Origin of the sequence: Olivibacter jilunii (assembly GCF_900607235.1) — a bacterium.
Taxonomy (GTDB): domain Bacteria; phylum Bacteroidota; class Bacteroidia; order Sphingobacteriales; family Sphingobacteriaceae; genus Olivibacter; species Olivibacter oleidegradans.
The window spans coordinates 766,909-785,603 of record NZ_LR027848.1 but is presented as its reverse complement, the minus strand read 5'-3'; the positions used below and the strand labels follow the sequence as shown (position 1 = coordinate 785,603).

Below are 18,695 nucleotides of genomic sequence, written 5' to 3'. Positions count from 1 at the left end.
CTCCGAAATCTGAAAGCGCTCTTACAGCTTCACTACACAGCCGGTATCCGCGCTTTCGATAGCCGCTTCAATCAACTTCATCGTTTGAACACCCTCTGCCGCGGTAACCGGTTCTATTTGATTATTAACAATAGCCTGGTAAACTCCTTCAAAGAAATCCAGATAGTTTCCCCGTTCAGAAGGGACCCTTTCCCTGAATGCCTTACCATCACGTTCAGCATGCAATATTCCCCACTCACTTTCCGGCTCTTCACACCAGTTATCTGTATTGGGTTTCTCGCCCGCTAGCAACCTATCCTCTTGTTTATCTGCCCTGCTTTTCAGAAAAGAGCCCTCCTTGCCATGTACAATATACGAGGGAGCCATTTCCCGTGCAAGAAAGCCGCCCTTTAACCGTACTCTTTTATCTTCATAATACAAGATTAATTCGAAGTAATCATTTACCTGCGAATTGGTTCGCACTATAGCTAGATCAGCGAAGAGCGCCCTTGGATAGCCAAAAAGGGATAAGGCTTGATCGATCATATGAGGACCACGATCTCTTATCAAACCTGCCGCCGGCGAAGGTTCCTCTAAATGTGCCTTCGTATTTAATTTAGGCAAATAAGCTTCATAAGAAAATGTAACCTCTACAATTTCGCCTAAAACACCTGATTTTACGATCTTCTTCACTGTTTTAAAATCACTGTCCCATCGCCGGTTTTGGAAAACCGCTAATTTAAGGTTACGCTCCTTAGCTAACGCTTCTAATTCTATTGCTTCGGCGGCTGTAATCGTAAAAGCCTTTTCAACAACGGCGTGTTTACCTGCTTCGAGCACCTTCTTTGTAAAATTGTAGTGTGTACCGGTAGGGGTATTGACAATTACCAGTTCGATTGATGCATCGTTTAGAATGGATTCAAACGACGGATAACTAGCAACCGTTGGATAGTCTTTTTGAATAAGCTTTTTACTTCGTTCCCACGAGCCTGTTAACTCAAAGCCCGGATGTAAATCTATGAAGGGCGCATGGAAGACGCTCCCTGACATTCCGTAAGATAATAAAGCAGTTTTAATGGTATGCATCGATAAATTCTATTGGTTTTATTTCAAACCTAGTCTATTTTTCCGAACTTTCGGTTCTTTGAAACAAATTTATTAGGAATCAGTTATCTTAAAGTGAAGAATAGATGAAATTGTTCTCCTTTTTTCAATAAACGAACCATGGATACGATTAACCTAAAAGTAAATGGAAAAAACTATTCATTACGGGTCGGCCCTGAAACTCCCTTACTTTATGTGCTTCGAAACAATTTACAATTAAACGGACCGAAATACGGTTGTGGCGTTGAGCGATGCGGCTCCTGCATGGTACTGATAGATGGCATAGCCATGCCCTCCTGCAAACGACCCTGCCACTCCCTAGCGGATAGTTCTATAACTACCTTGGAAGGTATTAGCCAAGGCGAACAGCTCGATACGATTCAGGAAGCGTTTATTAAGGAGCAGGCGGCCCAATGCGGCTATTGCCTTAACGGGATGATTATAGCCTCCAAAGCTTTGTTACAGAAGAATTCCAATCCCACGGATGAGGAAATCCGAATAGCCTTACAACGAGTATTATGCCGATGTGGTAGTCATAATCGGATTATGCGGGCGATTCGTCGTGCCTCGCTTACAGTAAAAGCATCGCTATGAACAGAAAAGAGTTTATATCGACCACCGGCCAGCTGATTATTGGTTTTCATCTTTTACCCTTTCTTTGCTGTACACCTAGCAAAGGAGGGGCTAAAATTGCCCGAGCGATAGATAGCAACAACATTGATGCTTGGTTAAAATTATCCGACGAAGGAAAAGTAACCTTGTTGACCGGAAAAATGGAGCTTGGCCAGGGAATCCGCATTGCGCTGAAACAAATAGCTGCAGAAGAATTGGATGTCGACCTTAGCCGCATTCACATCATTATAGCTGACACGAAACGCACACCAGATGAACGATATACTGCCGGAAGCGCTTCTATAGAAAATAGTGGAATGAGCATACGCCAAGCGGCGGCAGAAGCACGTTATCGATTGATTAGAATGGCCGCGGAAAAGCTTCGTAGCCCGTTTACTTCATTGATTGTTAACGATGGGCTCGTTCTTGATCCATCGCAACCCGACAAATCGATTAGCTATTGGGAATTGCTGAAAGGGAAGGCAATCCAAGGAACGATTTCGGGTAACGCACCCCTTAAAAATCCAAAAGATTATCGACTTATCGGAAAAAGCGTGCCACGAGAAGATATACGTACCATGGTAACCGGAACTTCTTACTATATACAGGACCTCCGTTTTCCCGATATGCTGCATGCTCGGGTAGTTCGCCCCCCTTCTTATGATGCCAAGCTTCTATCTTTCCCGGAAAAGGAGGTTGCAAAAATGGATGGAATAAGAAAAATTATCAGGAACGGCGATTTTCTGGCAGTAGTGGCTCAAGAAGAGTATCACGCCATTCGGGCATGGGAATACCTTCGATCCTTCAGTAAATGGAAAACAGGCGTTTTACCTTCTCAACAGATCCTGTTTGAAGATATGGTACATCGGAGCAAAGAAGTGAAAGTGGTGGAAGCAAAGGGAGACACAAATAAACCTAATTTAACAACCATCGAAGCCACTTATACCCGTCCATATCATATGCATGGATCCATCGGCCCATCGTGTGCACTAGCTAGGTGGAGTTCAAAGGGATTAACAGTATGGACACACAGCCAAGGCGTTTACCCACTTAGGAAGAGTCTATCGGACCTGGTGGACTTACCTGAAGAATCCATTCATGTCATTGGTGTCCCCGGATCCGGTTGCTATGGTCATAACGGCGCTGATGATGTAGCGGCTGACGCTGTCTTAATTTCGCAAGCATTACCGGAGAGCACTATCCGTCTACAATGGATGCGCGAAGATGAACATTGCTGGGAACCGTACGGATCAGCTATGCGAATCCAGCTAAATGGAAGTCTCCATGAGGGAAAAATAAGCTATCTTGAAACCCAATTATGGTCAGATACCCACAGCGTCCGCCCTGGGGGACAAGCTTCATTGCTACTTGCAGCACAGTACATCCATCCAAAGAAACAAGCTGAAAAAAACGGCGTATCCGGTGGGGCTTATCGAAATGCGATCCCGCTTTACAACACGGATAGTCTAAAAGTGACAGCTTATGCCTTCCAAGGTCCGTTAAGAACGTCCGCACTGCGAAGTCTCGGTGCCTATGCCAACATCTTTGCGTTGGAGTCTTTTATAGACGAGCTGGCATCGCGCGGTAAACAAGATCCTGCAAGCTTCCGTTTAAAACACTTGAACGACGCACGAGCCATTGCCGTGATAAAAGCAGTATGCAATAAAGTCAATTGGTCGCAGCGAAAGGAACGAAAAGACTACGGTTTTGGGCTAGCATTTGCCCAGTATAAAAATCACGCGGCCTATTTTGCAGTGATTGCTGAGGTTGCAGTAGATCGCAGTCGTAAAACTTTTAAGCTCACTAAATTAACCGGTGCCATTGACGCCGGTCAAACGATCAATACTGACGGGCTAAAAAATCAAACTGAGGGCGGTATGATACAGTCGGCAAGCTGGACACTATTCGAGGAGGTGAAGTATTCAGCGGATGGTATACAAAGTGATACATGGGAAAGCTATCCCATTATGCGCTTCTCTGACGTTCCTGAAACTGAGGTAATTGTTATTGATAGACCGGAAGAAAAACCAATGGGTGCCGGCGAAGCCGCACAAGGCCCTACCGCAGCGGCCATAGCCAATGCTTTGTTTGCAGCAACTGGCCAGCGCCTAAGAAATCTGCCTTTAAGGGCCAATAAATTGCAGTGGTAACCACCCCCTGTAGGAAGCTAATCGCTTTCCTCAAATTTTGTTTCCATGTACAACGCTTCCACTTTTTCCCTGGCCCATGGCGTTCTTCTAAGAAATTGGAGGCTTGATTTGACGCTTGGATTGTTAGCAAAACAATTTAAGCGTACTAAACGTGCAAGTTCTTTCCATCCATAGTGTTGTTCCAAACGCCTAACAACCATTTCCAAGGTAACTCCATGCAAGGGATTATTGGGTTGCTCTTTATGAAAATCTCGTGGCATCGATTAGTCTGCTGACAAAGTTTCTAAATAGGTTATAATGGCCATCACATCCTCTTCTCCAAGCCCTTTATCAAAGGCTTTTTTATAGGTTTCGGCGAGCGGCTGAGCTAATGGAAAGTCGATTCCCTGCTCCACGGCCAATCGAAGGTCTTTCACCATATGTTTTAGCGCAAAGGCGGCCGGATAGCTATTAGTGACAATCGCGTTTGTTTTTAGCTTTGTTAACGGACTTCCGCAGGCACCTTCATTCACGATACGCAACATATCTTCGGCTTTTATTCCGTTTTTCTTCGCAAATAAAACGGTTTCAGCTAAACCCTCCAGCGTAAGAGCCAAAAAATAGTTGATCGCCAATTTTGCAGACGATCCGGCGCCCACACTTCCAAGCCAAAAAGACAGTTTTCCAAGTTTTTCGAAGATCGGTTGAGCAGCACGATAATTATCTTCATCACCTCCTACGAGAATCAATAGTGTACCGTCTTCAGCCGGTTTAACACTTCCCGAAACAGGTGCCTCTAAAAACCTTGCGCCTACTGCCTTACTCATTTCTTCTAACTCATAAGACGTTCTGGGCGACACTGTGCTCATGTTTATAACCAGCTTCCCTTCCGCTTGGCAATTAAGTAAGCCGCCTTCACCTAGGAATATACCCTTCACGGCCTGATCATCGGACAGCATCGTAATAATAACCTCACTCTCTACACATAAATCCTTGATACTACTAGCTAAAGTGGCTCCGTCATTTACCAAACCTTCGGCCTTGGATGCAGTCCGATTGTAAACATTTAGAGCATAACCAGCTTTGAGCAAGTTTTTTGCCATGGGATATCCCATGTTCCCTAAGCCTATCCATCCTATCGTGTCGGTCATTTAAATCAATATTTCTGACATAAAGAGTTGCTTTCAACGAATGTTGAGATAACAGATAACAAAGATAATTGTTTAATACTTAAATACAATCACATGCGGCCCCCTCGCATACCAGCACTTCTTCCAAAGGCTTAGAGGGGTTGATCAGCTTTTTTCGTTTAATAAAAGCAAAAGCGAAGAGGGCGCCGACGAATGCCATAGCAGCACCAACTACTGCTGGCCATGTATAATCAAAGTGATAGACGAGCGGCAAACCTCCCAAGAAAGCACCTAAGGCATTTCCTATGTTAAAGCTAGCTTGACTAACAGAAGCGGCAATCATCTCAGCCCCTTTGGCCGTATTGATCATTAGCATCTGAATAGGTGCCGCCAATGCAAAGGCTACTGCTCCGGTAACAAAGGTCATAATCAACGCTGTAACCGGATTGAAGGAAACAAAATGTACAATGATCAGCGTTATAGCCATTACAACCAGCAAAGCAGCAGAGGCTTTTCCGGGGGAAAAACGATCTGCCAGAAAACCTCCTAAAAGATTTCCAACCATCATTCCAACCCCTGCCAATACTAAAATGTAGGTCACTGCATCCGCTGAAAAACCGGCTACACTCGTCATCATTGGAGCGATATAGCTATACCAGCAAAACAAGCCTCCTGTTCCAATAGAGATCATAAATATAATCAACCAAGCTTCGGTTTTTTTAAAGAAACTGAGCTCGTTTTTTAAATTTCTGTCAGCATTAGCTGATAACGCCGGTAATAGGGCCTTCAAGCTAAACAAGGTAATCAACCCCACAGCTACGACGATAGCAAAAGAAAAGCGCCATGAGAAATTATGGCCAATGTATGTACCTAAAGGAACTCCGGCAATATTCGCAATGGTTAAACCTAAAAACATAAGGGAAACGGCTTGCGCCTCTTTTCCTTTTTTGGCTATACGGCTTGCTACGACAGACCCTACACCAAAGAAAGCCCCGTGTGGCAAGCCCGAAAGTAAACGGGCAATAAACAAGGTATTAAAATCCGGCGCAAAAGCAGAAAAAGCGTTAAAAGCCGTAAACATCACCATTAAGGCGATCAATATATTCTTTGGCGGATATTTGCCGGCAATGGCTACCAATAACGGAGCCCCAATTACAACCCCCAATGCATATGCGGATATGAGATAGCCGGCTTTCGGAATAGAAACCGCTAAATCGCGAGCGATATCGGGCAAAAGTCCCATCATCACAAATTCGGTTATCCCTATACCTAATCCTCCTAAAGTTAATGGAAGTAAGTTTTTGTTCATAAGCTACTTAGTGTCTAAAATACACTCTGCAAAGTTAGTACATTCTCATCCAACTTCTGCCATGCATTTTAAATAAATAGCTATGTTTTTTTCATATTTACACAGAGAAAACAATTTAAGCATTTCACAAATGAAAAGAAACATACTCTTGCTAGCTTTAGCATTAGGTGTTAACACTGTTTATGCGCAACAGAAACTCTTTAGCAAGCCCGAACAGCAGCAAAATGGGAACGAGGAGACCGATTCCCGCCTTTCACAATAAAGAAAATTTAGCTATTTTGGACACATGACTTTAGACACACACGAACAGTTTCCACTATTGAATCGCTGCACGTACGTTAATACGCCAGGTACCGGCATTTTATCAAAGGACGTTTTAGATTGGAGACGAAAACATGACGAAGCGTACTTCCGGAACGGAAGCTCTTTTCGGATAAACCAAGAGGACTTTCTTAAAGGAGTCAGAGAAAATTTGGCATCTCTATTTCAAGCGGATGCCGACTATACCTTTTTAGTTCCTAATTTCTCCTTTGGTATGAACACCTTTTTGGATGGCCTAGCCTCTTCCGAACGCTTCTTATTGCTAGAAGGAGATTATCCTTCGGTAAATTATGCCGTAAAGAGTAGAGGTTTCAAGGTAGAGACTGTCGAAGTGGATGAAAATCTGGAAGATCGCATATTGATAAAAATCAGCGAGTTTAAGCCTACGGTTTTCGCTTTCAGCCTCGTGCAGTATATAAGTGGCATCAAGTTAAATTTTGAATTCATTAAAAAATTAAAGGCCGAGTATCCCGAACTATTGCTAATTGCTGATGGCACCCAATATTGCGGTACAGAACGCTTTGACTTTAAAAATTCCGGTTTAGACTTTCTGGGAGCAAGCGGCTACAAGTGGATGCTTTCCGGATATGGTAATGGTTTTGTGTTCTTGAGAGGTCGTATTGCTGATCGATTGTATCGACTTGCATCAGGGCAGGAACTTCCAACAGAACCCTTCTTAAGAGGCAGAACGCATTTATCTTTATACTTTGAACCTGGACATCAGGATACCCTAACCTTCGGCACGCTGGCGCAGTCAGTCGCTTATTTTAACCAGATAGGGATGCAGACGATCGAGAACAGGATCCGAACATTATCTGTTCAAGCCTTCGCTGCGTTTTCCGATCGTGGCCTTTTGGCCAATAGCGTCATAAAACGGCCAATACATTCTTCCATTTTCAGTTTATCGATTGATGATACGGTTCATAAACGGCTTCAAGAAGCAAACGTTGTTTGCATACGTCGCGGTTCGGGCGTACGCGTCGGATTCCACTTTTTTAATACCGTCGATGATTTAAATAAAATATTGGATATCCTTGATCAGTCTATCTGAGTGTTTCGAAAGTTAGCAAATAAAGTGATCATTTAGGGTTGGGTTTCTTTAGGAAGCGTATAAAAAAATGGCCTCACAAGAGGCCATTTTCATAAAACCAAACCTAAAATTGAACTCTTTGCCCCTTACTATCGATATAAAATTCTTCTTCTCCCTTTTTTACCCAAGCTTTCCCATCGATGAATATTTCCGCTTCATCGTAAATAAAAGGAACGACGACCTTGCCATTTTTATCTATAAAGCCAATCTTTTCACCTTTTTGTACATAAGCAACGCCGTCGACAAACAGCGATCCTGTTTGATAACTTGGTTGAACAATCACCTTGTTCGTGGTATCTATGAGGGCATACAGGCCATCCCTCATCGCCCATAAACGATCCGCATCCGCAACAAAAATCCCTTCATATTCCAATGGTATTATTTCTTTACCTGTCTTATCAACCACGCCAAACTTGTCATCTCGAGAGACCGGCGCCAGACCGGCTCGATAACCATAACGGTCGTGATAGCGCGGTTCTACTATTACATTTCCGGCATCATCTTCTATACCCCATAGTTCACCATCGTCGGTCCAATGATATCCCTCGGCCAATTCATAATCTTCTTCTGCTTCCACCGTACTATCCACAGCCGCGGTATCGCCTGACAAGTCGAACGAATTTTCTATGGTGTAATGAGCGGGTATGGTGAATAGGGTGTCGTCGACTAACTCTTCTTTAACAGAAGCTGCTTTAATACCTACATCCATACCGTTGGTATTCGTCGAAATTTTCAAGGCCATTCCCGGAATCTTTTCCAAATAATCATATTCACCCCAAAAAAGTTTCGGTAGTTTTTCGGCATACCAAATAGTCATATCTTGCTTAACATCGCCAACATTCATTTCCAATATGGCCTTCTTACAGCTAAAACCATGAATCTCCATAGTTTCATCGGAAAATCGCAAATTTCCATCCGCAGAACTTACCACAATCATGCTGTCACCTTTCATTTCTGTACTTACTTTCGGAGTCGCCAAAGCTGTACGGTATGCTGTTTCGGTTTCAGCATATAAGTTGTAAGAAATGCTGTCTTCTAAATTACTTATTTGAACGGAAGAAACGATCCCTTTTTGTTCAATTCGCATTTTGTTTGCTGTTACATAAGCCTTTAGCAAAGGCTCGCCTTCCTTTGCTCCGCTCATAGCCTTCCCTAATTCCATCATTGCCACCATTTGTTGTTCCTCCTCGGTCATAGTTTCCGAGTCCTTCCTTGGCATGTCAAAAGCGATGTCATATCCGACAACCCAGGCTTTTACTTTTTTTATTTCCTGTGCTTGCACGCTATTGAAACCGATTGGACAGATGAATAGGCCAAGCAGCAAAAACAAACCTCTTTGTAATGTTTTTTTCATATAAAAATTGAATGATAGCGGTTCCTTAAATTTATTATAGGTTCCTTCTTGGCGCAAAAATAAGTAATGGTAGCTGCATCTCTCATCACGGGAAACAGGGGTTTTAAACATCAGAGTGCCTATTCAAAATTAATAATTAACGCAAAGGTCCTATATTAAATAATGATCATTTCGTCAGTATCACTCAGTCAGCTGACACTAATTTATTAACCTAATTATCAGGTTTTTATCAACACAAAAAAGCAATTCGTCCCTAGGCTTTAAACTTTTCGTCAGGTTTTACTGTTTTCCCTACGTTCCGGCTTACAACAATAACGGTAACTCAGTAAGCCTGTTCAAGTGGCTAAAACTGTTAAATGACTTTCGTATATACTAAAAATGAAGTATGTTTGGGAGGCAAGGATGAAGAACCACGCATCTTTTAATGATTTATAGATGGGAAAGGCTTACATGAAAAAACGTCATCTGCATATCCGACATGATGTGCCTTATAGTAAACTTATTTCTTTTTCACTTCTTTTTACTATACTTTACAATTTTAGTTTCGCACAACGGCCGGGATATGAATTGGAGCCTTCAAGATCGAAAGCAGACACCACAAAACAACGAGATCTTATTGATATAGCAAAAGATTTTCTCAATATAGAGCCTCCAAAGGGCCCTGATAGCAGCGGAAAGTCGATTTACTTTTCCTTTCTCCCTTTTTCCACCACTGTACCCGGGGGAGGCCAAGCTCTGATCACCTCTACGACTGCGGGTTTCTTTACCGGCAATCGTAAAACAACGAACATGTCTCGCGTGACTTTTACACCCTATACCAACTTTAAAGGGCGCTTTGGCCTCCCGATTCGCTCTTATGTTTGGTTAAAAAACAATGAATGGGTAATTATCGGAGATACACGCCTAATGAAATATCCGCAATATACCTGGGGCTTAGGACGGCAACATAGTGAAGATGATAAAATGTTGGTAGACTATACCTATTTCAGATTCTATCAACATGCCTTACGAAAATTTAAGCGGAATTTCTTTGCCGGTCTAGGATATAATTTAGATTACCGTACCAATATCGATGCTGAGAAAAATGGAGTATTACTAAAGGATTATGTCGACTATCCTTACGGTACCGATGATTTTGGAAGAAGTTTATCTTCGGGGTTAAGTTTTAATTTCCTTTATGACACACGGGCCAACTCTATCAACCCATTAGATGGGTATTATGCTTATTTTCAATACCGTATCAATCCGAAATTTCTCGGCAATGATCATTTCTGGAGTTCTGTTTATCTCGACCTTCGAAAGTATATCCGTTTTACGGAGGACCCCAATCGCCAAAATATGCTTGGTTTGTGGAGTTATTATTGGTCAGTGCTCAATCGTCAAGTTCCTTATCTAGACCTGCCGAGTATTGGCTGGGATGTGTATAACCGTTCCGGTAGAGGTTTTGATCAAAATCGTTTCCGGGGCAGACATCTATTTTATCTAGAGGCCGAGTATCGGCGCGACATTACCAATAACGGGCTGTTAGGCTTTGTATTATTTACCAACGCAAATACCGTTTCAGGCCCTAATAGCAATATTTTTAAAGATTGGAACCAAGCCTATGGCGGAGGTTTACGGATTAAATTCAATAAAGGTTCGGGCACAAACATTGCCATTGACTATGGCCGTAGTAAAGGTTTTTCAGGATTTCAAATCGGACTGGATGAAGTGTTTTAACAGCTATCAGTTTTTAGAGATCGGCAATCAGCTATTGATAAACAATTTAAAGCCGACAGCAGATTTCAGATAGCTGATATCGCTTTCATTTGCTATATTGCACATAAATAGGTGTTGAAAATATATTTATGGACAAAAAAGTATACAATCGTATTAAGGCAGTCTTAGCTGAGCAAGGGAAAACCAACAAATGGCTTGCTGAAACCCTAGACAGAAACATTAACACGGTTTCTAAATGGAGCACCAATAAAATGCAGCCTACGGTAGAGTCGCTTTTTGAAATTGCAGACGCATTACAGGTTGACGTTCGTAGCTTACTTGTTTCTACGAAACAGCATTAAATAGCATAATCTGTATAAGAGTAAAGAAATGTAACATCTCTGTACAAAAGATTAAATTAGAAAATGGCATATAAATTAGGAGACTTTGTTCGCTTCGTGGAAGAGGACTTTGAAGGACACATTACAAAAATAATCAATGATGAATTGGTGGGAGTAACGGGAGAAGATGGTTTTGAAATCCCTGTACAAACGACCAAGATAACCCATGTTTATGGGCAGCAAAGCCGGAAAGAGCTGGATTTTGACGAAGATAAAAAGCAGCCGACGGTAATATCCGGCGCTTTTGTAGGAGAAGGAATCTATTTAGCCATTACCGGCGACCAAAAACAGAACATCGCTATCTTCAATTTAGTAAATGAAACCTCGTATGATTTACTATTAAGCTTCAGCACGGAAAAAGCAAAACAAATTGTAGGCGAATATGCGGGTATAATTGCACCGAAAAGCACGCAAAAGATTTATAATGCTAAAATTAACGAAGTAAGCAGTTGGCCCTTGTTCGATTTTAAGTTTTTATTTCATACGGTTGTGCTACAGGTGCCCAAGCCCGCTTTAGAGATTACTAAACGTATTAAACCACTTGATTTGTCGGAAGCCAAAAAGCATGTTCCATTACTGAGTGATCGCGCCTGGCTTTTCCGCTTAGACGAAGACCTAAAGATCGATGCAGAAAAGCTTAAGGAAAGTTTTTTCAGTCATCGTCCTGATAAGAAATAAGCGCTTAGATTAAGCTCAACTATTTGTTCGATTTTGGACAGTAAACTGTTCGGAATCGAACACTATTCCTCTTTACATTCCTTTCCAGCCACATTTAAAGCCCACTTTTCCATTTGGCGATATTCTTGGTCTACTAGCTAAAGGATATAAGACGCAAGTATCAAGACACAAGATCGCCCGACTAGTAAGACTCAACATCGTAAAGGCGCTTTTAGAATATCTTGACACCTGCCTACCGGCAGGCAGGCTTAATACTTGATACAATGATAAAACCATGAGCGATTCAGCGAATAGCTGAAACACCTCTGAAAAATAAATAATATGTTTCAAAACTACCTAAAAATCGCCTGGCGGAACTTACTGAAACACCGCCTATATTCTGCCATCAAAATTGGTGGCTTTGCTTGTAGCATTGCAGCCTGTATACTTATTACATTATATATTATTCATGAAATAAGTTATGATAAAAGTTATCCCGATGGAGAGCGGATTTATCGCATTATTGCGCGATTCAATGATAATGGCGAAATAAAGAAAGGAGTATCTTTTCAGGCACCCTTAAGTAAAGCGATAAAGGCTGATTTTCCGCAAGTCGAAACGGTAGGACGGATCCTTCCCAATTCTTTATTTTACGGAGCAGGGAGTAATCAGGTAAGCATTGAGGATAATCCGACCAGCGTTTATGAAGAAGGATTTACTTACATGGATCAGGAGTTACTAGATATGCTTCAGCTACCCATGGCTTTTGGAGATCGATCAAAAGCCTTGAAACATCCGTATACCTTGGTCATGACGAAAAGTAAAGCGGATAAATATTTCCCGGGTAAGAATCCGGTTGGAAAGATTGTTTACTTGAACAACGATAAATCCAAACCTTATACCATTAAGGGAGTTATTGAAGACCTCCCCTCTACTTCACATTTAAAACCCTTCAGCTTTTTACTTACATTAAACGGCGTAGTGTTTTATCCTGGCGAGCAGGACAATTGGGGAGCAACGAATTACCCGACTTATATTAAACTACGGAAAGGGACTGATGTTGCACAATTTGAAAAGATATTAACAAAAGAAATCCTTACCAAATATGTCATTCCAACTATGCAGCAGGCAGGGAACGTCCGCGCAAATGAAATGGAAAAAAACCTTCGCTTAAGCTTACAGCCTGTTAGAAATATCCACCTATATTCTGCCGATATACACGATTACCCCCAAATGCAAAGGGGTGACATTAAATTTGTATGGTTATTTGGTGGTATTGCTGCATTTATCCTGTTAATTGCCTGTATTAATTTTGTCAATCTATCTACGGCAAAATCGGCCAATCGTGCAAAAGAAGTAGGTCTTCGCAAAGTGGTCGGTTCTTATAGAAGCGGTTTAATTGCCCAATTTTTAGCGGAATCTACTCTTTACAGTATATTATCTTTCCTCATCGGCCTATTACTTGCCTGGCTATTGTTACCCTTATTCAATACCCTCTCTGGAAAGGAACTTGGCTTCCCGTGGTCCAGCTGGCAATTAATTCCCGTTGTTCTCTGTTCAGCCCTTTTCGTTGGTCTCCTTGCGGGCATTTATCCTTCCTTCTATTTATCAGGTTTTCGTCCTATCGCAGTATTAAAAGGGGACTTAAGTCAGGGGACCAGAAACCCCGTTCTTAGAAACGGTTTGGTTGTTTTCCAGTTTGCCACCTCCATCACGTTAATCATCGGCACGTTGATTATCAACAATCAAATGAATTTCATACTGGACAAGAAAATAGGTTTCGATAAAGACCAGGTGATGGTTTTACAGGGCACCAGTACCCTTGGCGATCAAATCAACGTATTAAAAGAAGAACTTCAAAAACTGCCTCAAGTGAAAAGTGCTTCGGTGAGCGATTTTCTACCAGTACGATTGGAAGGGGTAAAAAGAAATGGCAACACTTTTTGGAAAGAAGGAAAAATCACAGAAGAGGCTGGAACTGGGGGCCAATTTTGGGAAATTGATGAAAACTATCTTTCCACTTTAGGCATGAAGTTACTTTCGGGCAGAAACTTTTCCAAAGACATGGCTACCGACTCCCAGTCCGTTATTATTAATCAAAAGTTGGCGAAAGAGCTAGGGCTTAAAAATCCTGTAGGTGCCCGTATAACTAATGGCCGTGTATTTACAGTTATCGGCGTAGTAGAAGACTTTAATTTTGAATCACTTAAAGATGAAGTCGAGGGTTTATGTATGGCATTAAGTAATAGCCCCACCATGCTTGCTGTCAAGGTAAACGGTAAAGATATGAGCACAGCAGTGCAAGCAATTGGTGCTGTATGGAAGAAATTTTCACCTGATCAAGCCATGCGTTATACCTTTTTAGATGAAGGTTATGCCAATATGTATATGGATGTAAAGCGTACAGGCAATATATTCACCAGTTTTGCTGCCTTAGCCATCTTCATTGCCTGTTTAGGGTTATTCGGCTTAGCGGCTTTTACCACAGAACAGCGCACGAAAGAAATAGGAATTCGAAAAGTTCTTGGCGCCAGCGTAAATGGCATCGTACAATTACTGACTAAAGACTTTTTAAGGCTTGTGTTTGTCGCCATTGTCATCGCCTCACCTTTAGCCTGGTGGGCGATGAACAAATGGTTACAGGATTTTGCCTATCGGATTGAAATTAAATGGTGGGTTTTTGCTATTGCAGGGTCCGCTGCTATTGTCATCGCTATACTGACCGTTAGTTTCCAAGCCATTAAAGCAGCTTTGGCCAATCCAACGAAATCGTTGAGAAGTGAATAAATTTAGTTACTGGTCATTCGTGCTTGGTTATTTGCCATTTCTTACTAGGAACTAATAACGGATAACAAATAACGATTATGTTAAAAAACTACATAAAAATCGCTTGGCGAAATATTAGAAGGAATACATCCTTTACCATCATTAATGTATTCGGGCTCACCTTAGGAATCACCTGCGCCTTGCTGATTTTCGCGTTGGTCAATTACCATTTTAGTTTTGACAATTTCCACGAAGATAAAGAACGAATCTATCGTTTGGTTACAGAATGGCAAGATGATATTGTTGATCATTCCGCTGGCGTTCCTAGCCCCTTAGGTAAGGCCTTTCGCGAGGACTTTAATCTCGACGAATATACGGCAAGGTCGATTAATTTTCGGGATGTCTTAGTCACGCTACCGGGAACACCGGACAAGAAGAAATTTAATGAGGAAAGCTCAATCGCCTATACAGAATCCGCCTACTTCTCCATCTTTACTTTTCCTATTTTAAAAGGTGAGTCGGCAGAAGTCCTTACAGATCCGAACACAGCAATCATCACTGAAAAAATCGCAAAAAAATATTTTGGAGATAGCAACCCTTTAGGACAAGTGATCAAAGTCAATAATAACACTGATTTCACAGTTAAAGCTGTCCTACAAGATTTACCAAACAACACAGATCTTCAAAGTGAAATATTCCTCTCCTTCGCGAACTTAAAGGATCGAGATCCCGAGTTAGCTCGCGACGATGCCTGGAATGGTGTATACAGCGGCACGCAATGTTACACCTTGTTGAAAGAAGGTATAAGCGCGGATGTGGTTGAAAAAGCGCTGCGGCAAACTTCAGAAAAACATTACCCAGGCCGGGATGCAAAGGTTTGGAATTTCAAATTACAACCACTAAGAGACATTCATTTTAACCCTGTTTATAATGGCGCCGTCAATAAAAATTATTTATACGCGTTGTTATTTATCGGCCTATTATTGCTTTCTACTGCCTGTATTAACTTCACAAACCTAGCTACGGCACAAGCGATCAATCGTGCGAAAGAAATCGGTATCCGAAAAGTACTGGGCAGCCAACGGAAACAACTTTTTTGGCAGTTTATTTCAGAAACAGCACTTATTACTTTGATCTCTACGTTAATCGCATGTGGGCTTGCATCGGTGCTTTTGCCAAGTATCAATGATCTCTTCCAATCCGAAATACGTTTAAATCTATTCAGTGCTTGGCAAATGCCCGTATTTTTAATAAGTGTTGTTTCTTTTGTTATTTTTCTCTCCGGGTTTTATCCAGGCTTGGTATTGGCCGGTTTTAAACCCATTCAAGCCCTAAGGAGCAAAATAACTCAACGCGAGGTCGGTGGTTTTGCTTTACGGAGATCATTGGTAGTAGGGCAATTTGCTATTTCACAGATGCTTATCATTGGCACTTTAATCATCGCGAGGCAGATAAATTATGTCAATAATACCGATCTTGGTTTTGATAAAAGCGCTATTGTCAACCTCCCTATTCCGGAAGCGGATCGTGATCACGCCGATAAAAAGTTGACGCTCAAGAACCGCCTTGAAAACGTCAACGGTGTTCAAGCTGTTTCCTTAAATTTTCAACCTCCTGCTTCCCGATCGAACAGAACAACCGGCGTACGCTATGATACACGGACAGAAGAAGAAAGATGGAGCATCAATTTGAAATATGCAGACGACCAATACTTGTCTACATTCAATATGCGTTTGGCAGCCGGCAGGAACATCCATCGGTCTGACACCATTAACGAATTTTTGGTGAATGAAACTTTTGTCAAAAAGCTTAATCTAACGTCAGCAGAAGAAGTAATTGGAAAAAATATCACCATAAATGGCACAGCTTATAGTGGTCCTATTGTTGGTGTGGTGAAAGATTTCTATAATTATTCCTTTCGTAACGAAAAGGACGCTATTTGCATTGCATCTAACAACAAAGAATATGTTAATTGTTCCATTAAATTGAGCAGTCAACACCTCACTTCCACATTAGCCTCTTTTGAAAAAATATGGAGTGAAACCTATCCTGATTATGTATACTCTCACCAATTTATGGATGAAGCAGTTGCACAATTCTATGAAACCGATAACACCCTCTTAAAACTGATTCAAGCTTTTGCATTGGTAGCTATTTTAATCGGCTGCCTTGGTTTATACGGCCTCATATCGTTTATGGCCTTTCATAAAACTAAGGAAATTGGTGTCCGCAAAGTTTTGGGCGCTACCATTCCGGATATTCTATGGATTTTTGGGAGGGAATTCGTCCGTTTACTGGTCATTGCATTTATGATTGCTGCGCCGGTCGCCTGGTGGGGCATGAAAACCTATTTACAGGATTTTTCTTACAAAATTGAAATAGGACTTAATGTTTTCCTGCTTGCTGTCGCCATTACCTTTGTTATTGCTATTGTCACCATCGGTTTCCGGTCTGTAAGGGCTGCTACGGTTAATCCAATAAAATCGTTGAGAAGTGAGTAATGGGTTATTGGTTACTCGTTATTGGTTATTGGTTATTAGTTACTCGTTATTGGTTATTTGTCATACCAGACTAAGAACGGATAACGAATAACTAAAAACGGACAGGAAGTGTTGTCATGCCTTACAAACTATTCAAATATTTCTCGAGCATTGTATATCCATCGGCAGCATAGTTGTTCCCGTCGCTTGGGTTATTTGGGTCGAGCTGGTGATCCGTTTCCCAAGCATCTGGTATACCATCTCCATCTGAATCATCAGGTGGTGTAATACTTTGCAGTGTGGGCCATCCACCCACGTCTTGTTGACTATCGATGATACCAGACGGATGCAGGATACCCGTCGTATTTACCAAGGCATAAGTAGCCCCCTCATAGGTCGCTGTTTTGTTTCTTACTTCCTGAATAATTCGTTTATCGATAGTATCTCGCTTGGGCAATACTGCACCTACATTGTTCAACACTTCCTCATAGGCGTCTTCTGCTGTACTGGTAAGCATCGGTAAAGTCGGGAAGGGCGAACTTTGTTTGGCAGCCGCAATAAGTGCTGCTGCACCGGAATAGCTGTCGCGTTGCACCCCTTTCTCCCAATTGTCAGCACTTACGTCTGGAAATCCGTCAACAAAATTCCCTTGGATAAAGAACCTCCCACCCCATACGGTATCACCGGCGGAAATACTATAACTGGTATATTGCAAGATCCGGTTCCTCTTATTGCTTATACTACTTAGGGTACTCCCCGGTGTAGCAGGGCCATATTTATAATAGTTGTTAACCATATTGTAGTCGCCATTCTCTCCGCCATAAGTGGAATTTATATTACCCCAATTATAGATGACGTTATTGCGGAAGTCTACCAACTCTTCGTCTGGACCGGTAGCAGCCAATGTTCCTGAAAAACGAGGATTTCTACTTGAATTATGAGCTAGCAGATTATGATGAAACGAAGATCTATTCCCTCCCCAGATTCCTCCATAGCCATGCGTCCCTTTTTCATGGGCCGATTTATATAAGCTTTCGCTCAGTATACACCATTGGAGCGAAAAATCCGTGATACCGTAAAACGAACCGATTTCGTCTACCGACCAGCTTAAGGAACAATGATCAATAATAATATTTGCATAAGGGGTGCCACCCGCTGCCGGAAGCGACGTATAGAGTGCATCCGTTGTGATACCGTTAATATCACCCAGTCTAAACCGAAGATACCTGATGATGATATTATTTGCCCGTATTGCGGTTCCATACCCCGCAATACAAATCCCATCCCCCGGGGCCGACTGTCCGGCAATGGTGATATTATTTTGAGCAATAAATAAGTTGCTTTCCAGAAAAATCGTCCCCGAAACCTTGAACAGTACCGTTCGATTGGGTTGGCTTACCGCATCTCTTAAACTTCCGGGGCCCGAGTTATTCAAGTTGGTTACGTAATACACCGTTCCTCCTCGTCCACCTGTAGCGAATTTTCCGTATCCCTCAGCCCCCGGAAATGCCACAAGAACATCATTAGGCAGTACGTTTCGAGTACTTGTCAATTGTTTTGACGGTGTGTCAATTGTTGCCTTGCTACAAGAAATTAATGTTACAAGGCCAATGAACATCCATTTAATTCTTTCCATAATAGCGATTTATTGATTGTTTAGGATAT

The 18,695-nt window shown here is 41.9% G+C and carries 15 protein-coding genes; 9 read left to right on the top strand and 6 right to left on the bottom strand.

Translation table 11 applies throughout. The annotated features are described in order from the left end of the window. Positions 1-21: 21 nt before the first annotated feature. The gene (locus E0E36_RS03330) at positions 22-1,065 is read right to left on the bottom strand and encodes a Gfo/Idh/MocA family oxidoreductase (RefSeq protein WP_130854720.1); all 1,044 of its coding nucleotides are present in this window, start codon (positions 1,063-1,065) and stop codon (positions 22-24) included. 138 nt (positions 1,066-1,203) lie between these two features. On the opposite strand from E0E36_RS03330, the gene E0E36_RS03325 reads away from it, so the two are divergent. Then, positions 1,204-1,677: a (2Fe-2S)-binding protein gene (locus E0E36_RS03325; protein WP_013664485.1), complete on the top strand. Its 474-nt coding sequence runs from the start codon at positions 1,204-1,206 to the stop codon at positions 1,675-1,677. Next, positions 1,674-3,845 (top strand): xanthine dehydrogenase family protein molybdopterin-binding subunit, encoded by a 2,172-nt coding sequence (locus tag E0E36_RS03320; RefSeq protein ID WP_130854719.1) that lies wholly within the window; start codon positions 1,674-1,676, stop codon positions 3,843-3,845. The genes E0E36_RS03325 and E0E36_RS03320 overlap by 4 nt, the downstream gene beginning before the upstream one ends. A gap of 17 nt (positions 3,846-3,862) precedes the next feature. Here the strand turns inward: E0E36_RS03320 and E0E36_RS03315 are convergent, their stop codons facing one another. From E0E36_RS03315 to E0E36_RS03305, 3 genes are all read right to left on the bottom strand, one after another. Next, positions 3,863-4,105, bottom strand: coding sequence for a VF530 family protein (locus tag E0E36_RS03315; RefSeq protein WP_013664487.1), 243 nt, complete (start codon positions 4,103-4,105; stop codon positions 3,863-3,865). A gap of 3 nt (positions 4,106-4,108) precedes the next feature. Next, the gene (locus E0E36_RS03310) at positions 4,109-4,975 is read right to left on the bottom strand and encodes an NAD(P)-dependent oxidoreductase (protein WP_130854718.1); all 867 of its coding nucleotides are present in this window, start codon (positions 4,973-4,975) and stop codon (positions 4,109-4,111) included. A gap of 79 nt (positions 4,976-5,054) precedes the next feature. Next, positions 5,055-6,263, bottom strand: a complete 1,209-nt coding sequence (locus E0E36_RS03305) for an MFS transporter (RefSeq protein ID WP_130854717.1) — start codon at positions 6,261-6,263, stop codon at positions 5,055-5,057. Positions 6,264-6,393: 130 nt separating this feature from the next. On the opposite strand from E0E36_RS03305, the gene E0E36_RS28150 reads away from it, so the two are divergent. After that, the gene (locus tag E0E36_RS28150; RefSeq protein ID WP_256377652.1) at positions 6,394-6,525 is read left to right on the top strand and encodes a hypothetical protein; all 132 of its coding nucleotides are present in this window, start codon (positions 6,394-6,396) and stop codon (positions 6,523-6,525) included. A gap of 24 nt (positions 6,526-6,549) precedes the next feature. After that, a complete protein-coding gene (locus E0E36_RS03300; RefSeq protein WP_130854716.1) occupies positions 6,550-7,635 on the top strand; it encodes an aminotransferase class V-fold PLP-dependent enzyme in 1,086 nt (361 codons plus the stop codon). 103 nt (positions 7,636-7,738) lie between these two features. Here the strand turns inward: E0E36_RS03300 and E0E36_RS03295 are convergent, their stop codons facing one another. Beyond that, on the bottom strand, positions 7,739-9,028 hold the full coding sequence (locus E0E36_RS03295; protein WP_165446907.1) for a WG repeat-containing protein: 1,290 nt from the start codon (positions 9,026-9,028) through the stop codon (positions 7,739-7,741). 450 nt (positions 9,029-9,478) lie between these two features. Here E0E36_RS03295 and E0E36_RS03290 point away from each other — a divergent pair, with 450 nt between their 5' ends. The 5 genes from E0E36_RS03290 to E0E36_RS03270 all read left to right on the top strand — a co-directional run bounded on the left by E0E36_RS03290 (position 9,479) and on the right by E0E36_RS03270 (position 17,051). Continuing rightward, positions 9,479-10,747, top strand: a complete 1,269-nt coding sequence (locus E0E36_RS03290) for a BamA/TamA family outer membrane protein (protein WP_242627114.1) — start codon at positions 9,479-9,481, stop codon at positions 10,745-10,747. Positions 10,748-10,875: 128 nt separating this feature from the next. After that, positions 10,876-11,088 carry a helix-turn-helix transcriptional regulator gene (locus E0E36_RS03285; RefSeq protein ID WP_013664493.1) on the top strand — a complete coding sequence of 71 codons (213 nt, stop codon included), beginning with the start codon at positions 10,876-10,878 and terminating at the stop codon, positions 11,086-11,088. A 63-nt stretch (positions 11,089-11,151) separates the two neighbouring features. After that, positions 11,152-11,805: a hypothetical protein gene (locus E0E36_RS03280; protein WP_130854713.1), complete on the top strand. Its 654-nt coding sequence runs from the start codon at positions 11,152-11,154 to the stop codon at positions 11,803-11,805. A gap of 321 nt (positions 11,806-12,126) precedes the next feature. After that, positions 12,127-14,571, top strand: coding sequence for an ABC transporter permease (locus tag E0E36_RS03275; RefSeq protein WP_130854712.1), 2,445 nt, complete (start codon positions 12,127-12,129; stop codon positions 14,569-14,571). Between the two features lie 77 nt (positions 14,572-14,648). Then, complete coding sequence (locus E0E36_RS03270) at positions 14,649-17,051, top strand: ABC transporter permease (protein ID WP_130854711.1); 2,403 nt, start codon at positions 14,649-14,651, stop codon at positions 17,049-17,051. Positions 17,052-17,172: 121 nt separating this feature from the next. Here E0E36_RS03270 and E0E36_RS03265 read toward each other — a convergent pair whose 3' ends face one another. Further along, positions 17,173-18,666: a pectate lyase gene (locus tag E0E36_RS03265; protein WP_207303709.1), complete on the bottom strand. Its 1,494-nt coding sequence runs from the start codon at positions 18,664-18,666 to the stop codon at positions 17,173-17,175. Positions 18,667-18,695 lie beyond the last annotated feature (29 nt).

Excerpts from the sequence above, each read along its gene's own strand:
- E0E36_RS03330 (WP_130854720.1), bottom strand. The coding sequence starts at position 1,065 with ATGCATACCATTAAAACTGCTTTATTATCTTACGGAATGTCAGGGAGC.
- E0E36_RS03325 (WP_013664485.1), top strand. The coding sequence starts at position 1,204 with ATGGATACGATTAACCTAAAAGTAAATGGAAAAAACTATTCATTACGG.
- E0E36_RS03320 (WP_130854719.1), top strand. The coding sequence starts at position 1,674 with ATGAACAGAAAAGAGTTTATATCGACCACCGGCCAGCTGATTATTGGT.
- E0E36_RS03315 (WP_013664487.1), bottom strand. The coding sequence starts at position 4,105 with ATGCCACGAGATTTTCATAAAGAGCAACCCAATAATCCCTTGCATGGA.
- E0E36_RS03310 (WP_130854718.1), bottom strand. The coding sequence starts at position 4,975 with ATGACCGACACGATAGGATGGATAGGCTTAGGGAACATGGGATATCCC.
- E0E36_RS03305 (WP_130854717.1), bottom strand. The coding sequence starts at position 6,263 with ATGAACAAAAACTTACTTCCATTAACTTTAGGAGGATTAGGTATAGGG.
- E0E36_RS28150 (WP_256377652.1), top strand. The coding sequence starts at position 6,394 with ATGAAAAGAAACATACTCTTGCTAGCTTTAGCATTAGGTGTTAACACT.
- E0E36_RS03300 (WP_130854716.1), top strand. The coding sequence starts at position 6,550 with ATGACTTTAGACACACACGAACAGTTTCCACTATTGAATCGCTGCACG.
- E0E36_RS03295 (WP_165446907.1), bottom strand. The coding sequence starts at position 9,028 with ATGAAAAAAACATTACAAAGAGGTTTGTTTTTGCTGCTTGGCCTATTC.
- E0E36_RS03290 (WP_242627114.1), top strand. The coding sequence starts at position 9,479 with ATGAAAAAACGTCATCTGCATATCCGACATGATGTGCCTTATAGTAAA.
- E0E36_RS03285 (WP_013664493.1), top strand. The coding sequence starts at position 10,876 with ATGGACAAAAAAGTATACAATCGTATTAAGGCAGTCTTAGCTGAGCAA.
- E0E36_RS03280 (WP_130854713.1), top strand. The coding sequence starts at position 11,152 with ATGGCATATAAATTAGGAGACTTTGTTCGCTTCGTGGAAGAGGACTTT.
- E0E36_RS03275 (WP_130854712.1), top strand. The coding sequence starts at position 12,127 with ATGTTTCAAAACTACCTAAAAATCGCCTGGCGGAACTTACTGAAACAC.
- E0E36_RS03270 (WP_130854711.1), top strand. The coding sequence starts at position 14,649 with ATGTTAAAAAACTACATAAAAATCGCTTGGCGAAATATTAGAAGGAAT.
- E0E36_RS03265 (WP_207303709.1), bottom strand. The coding sequence starts at position 18,666 with ATGGAAAGAATTAAATGGATGTTCATTGGCCTTGTAACATTAATTTCT.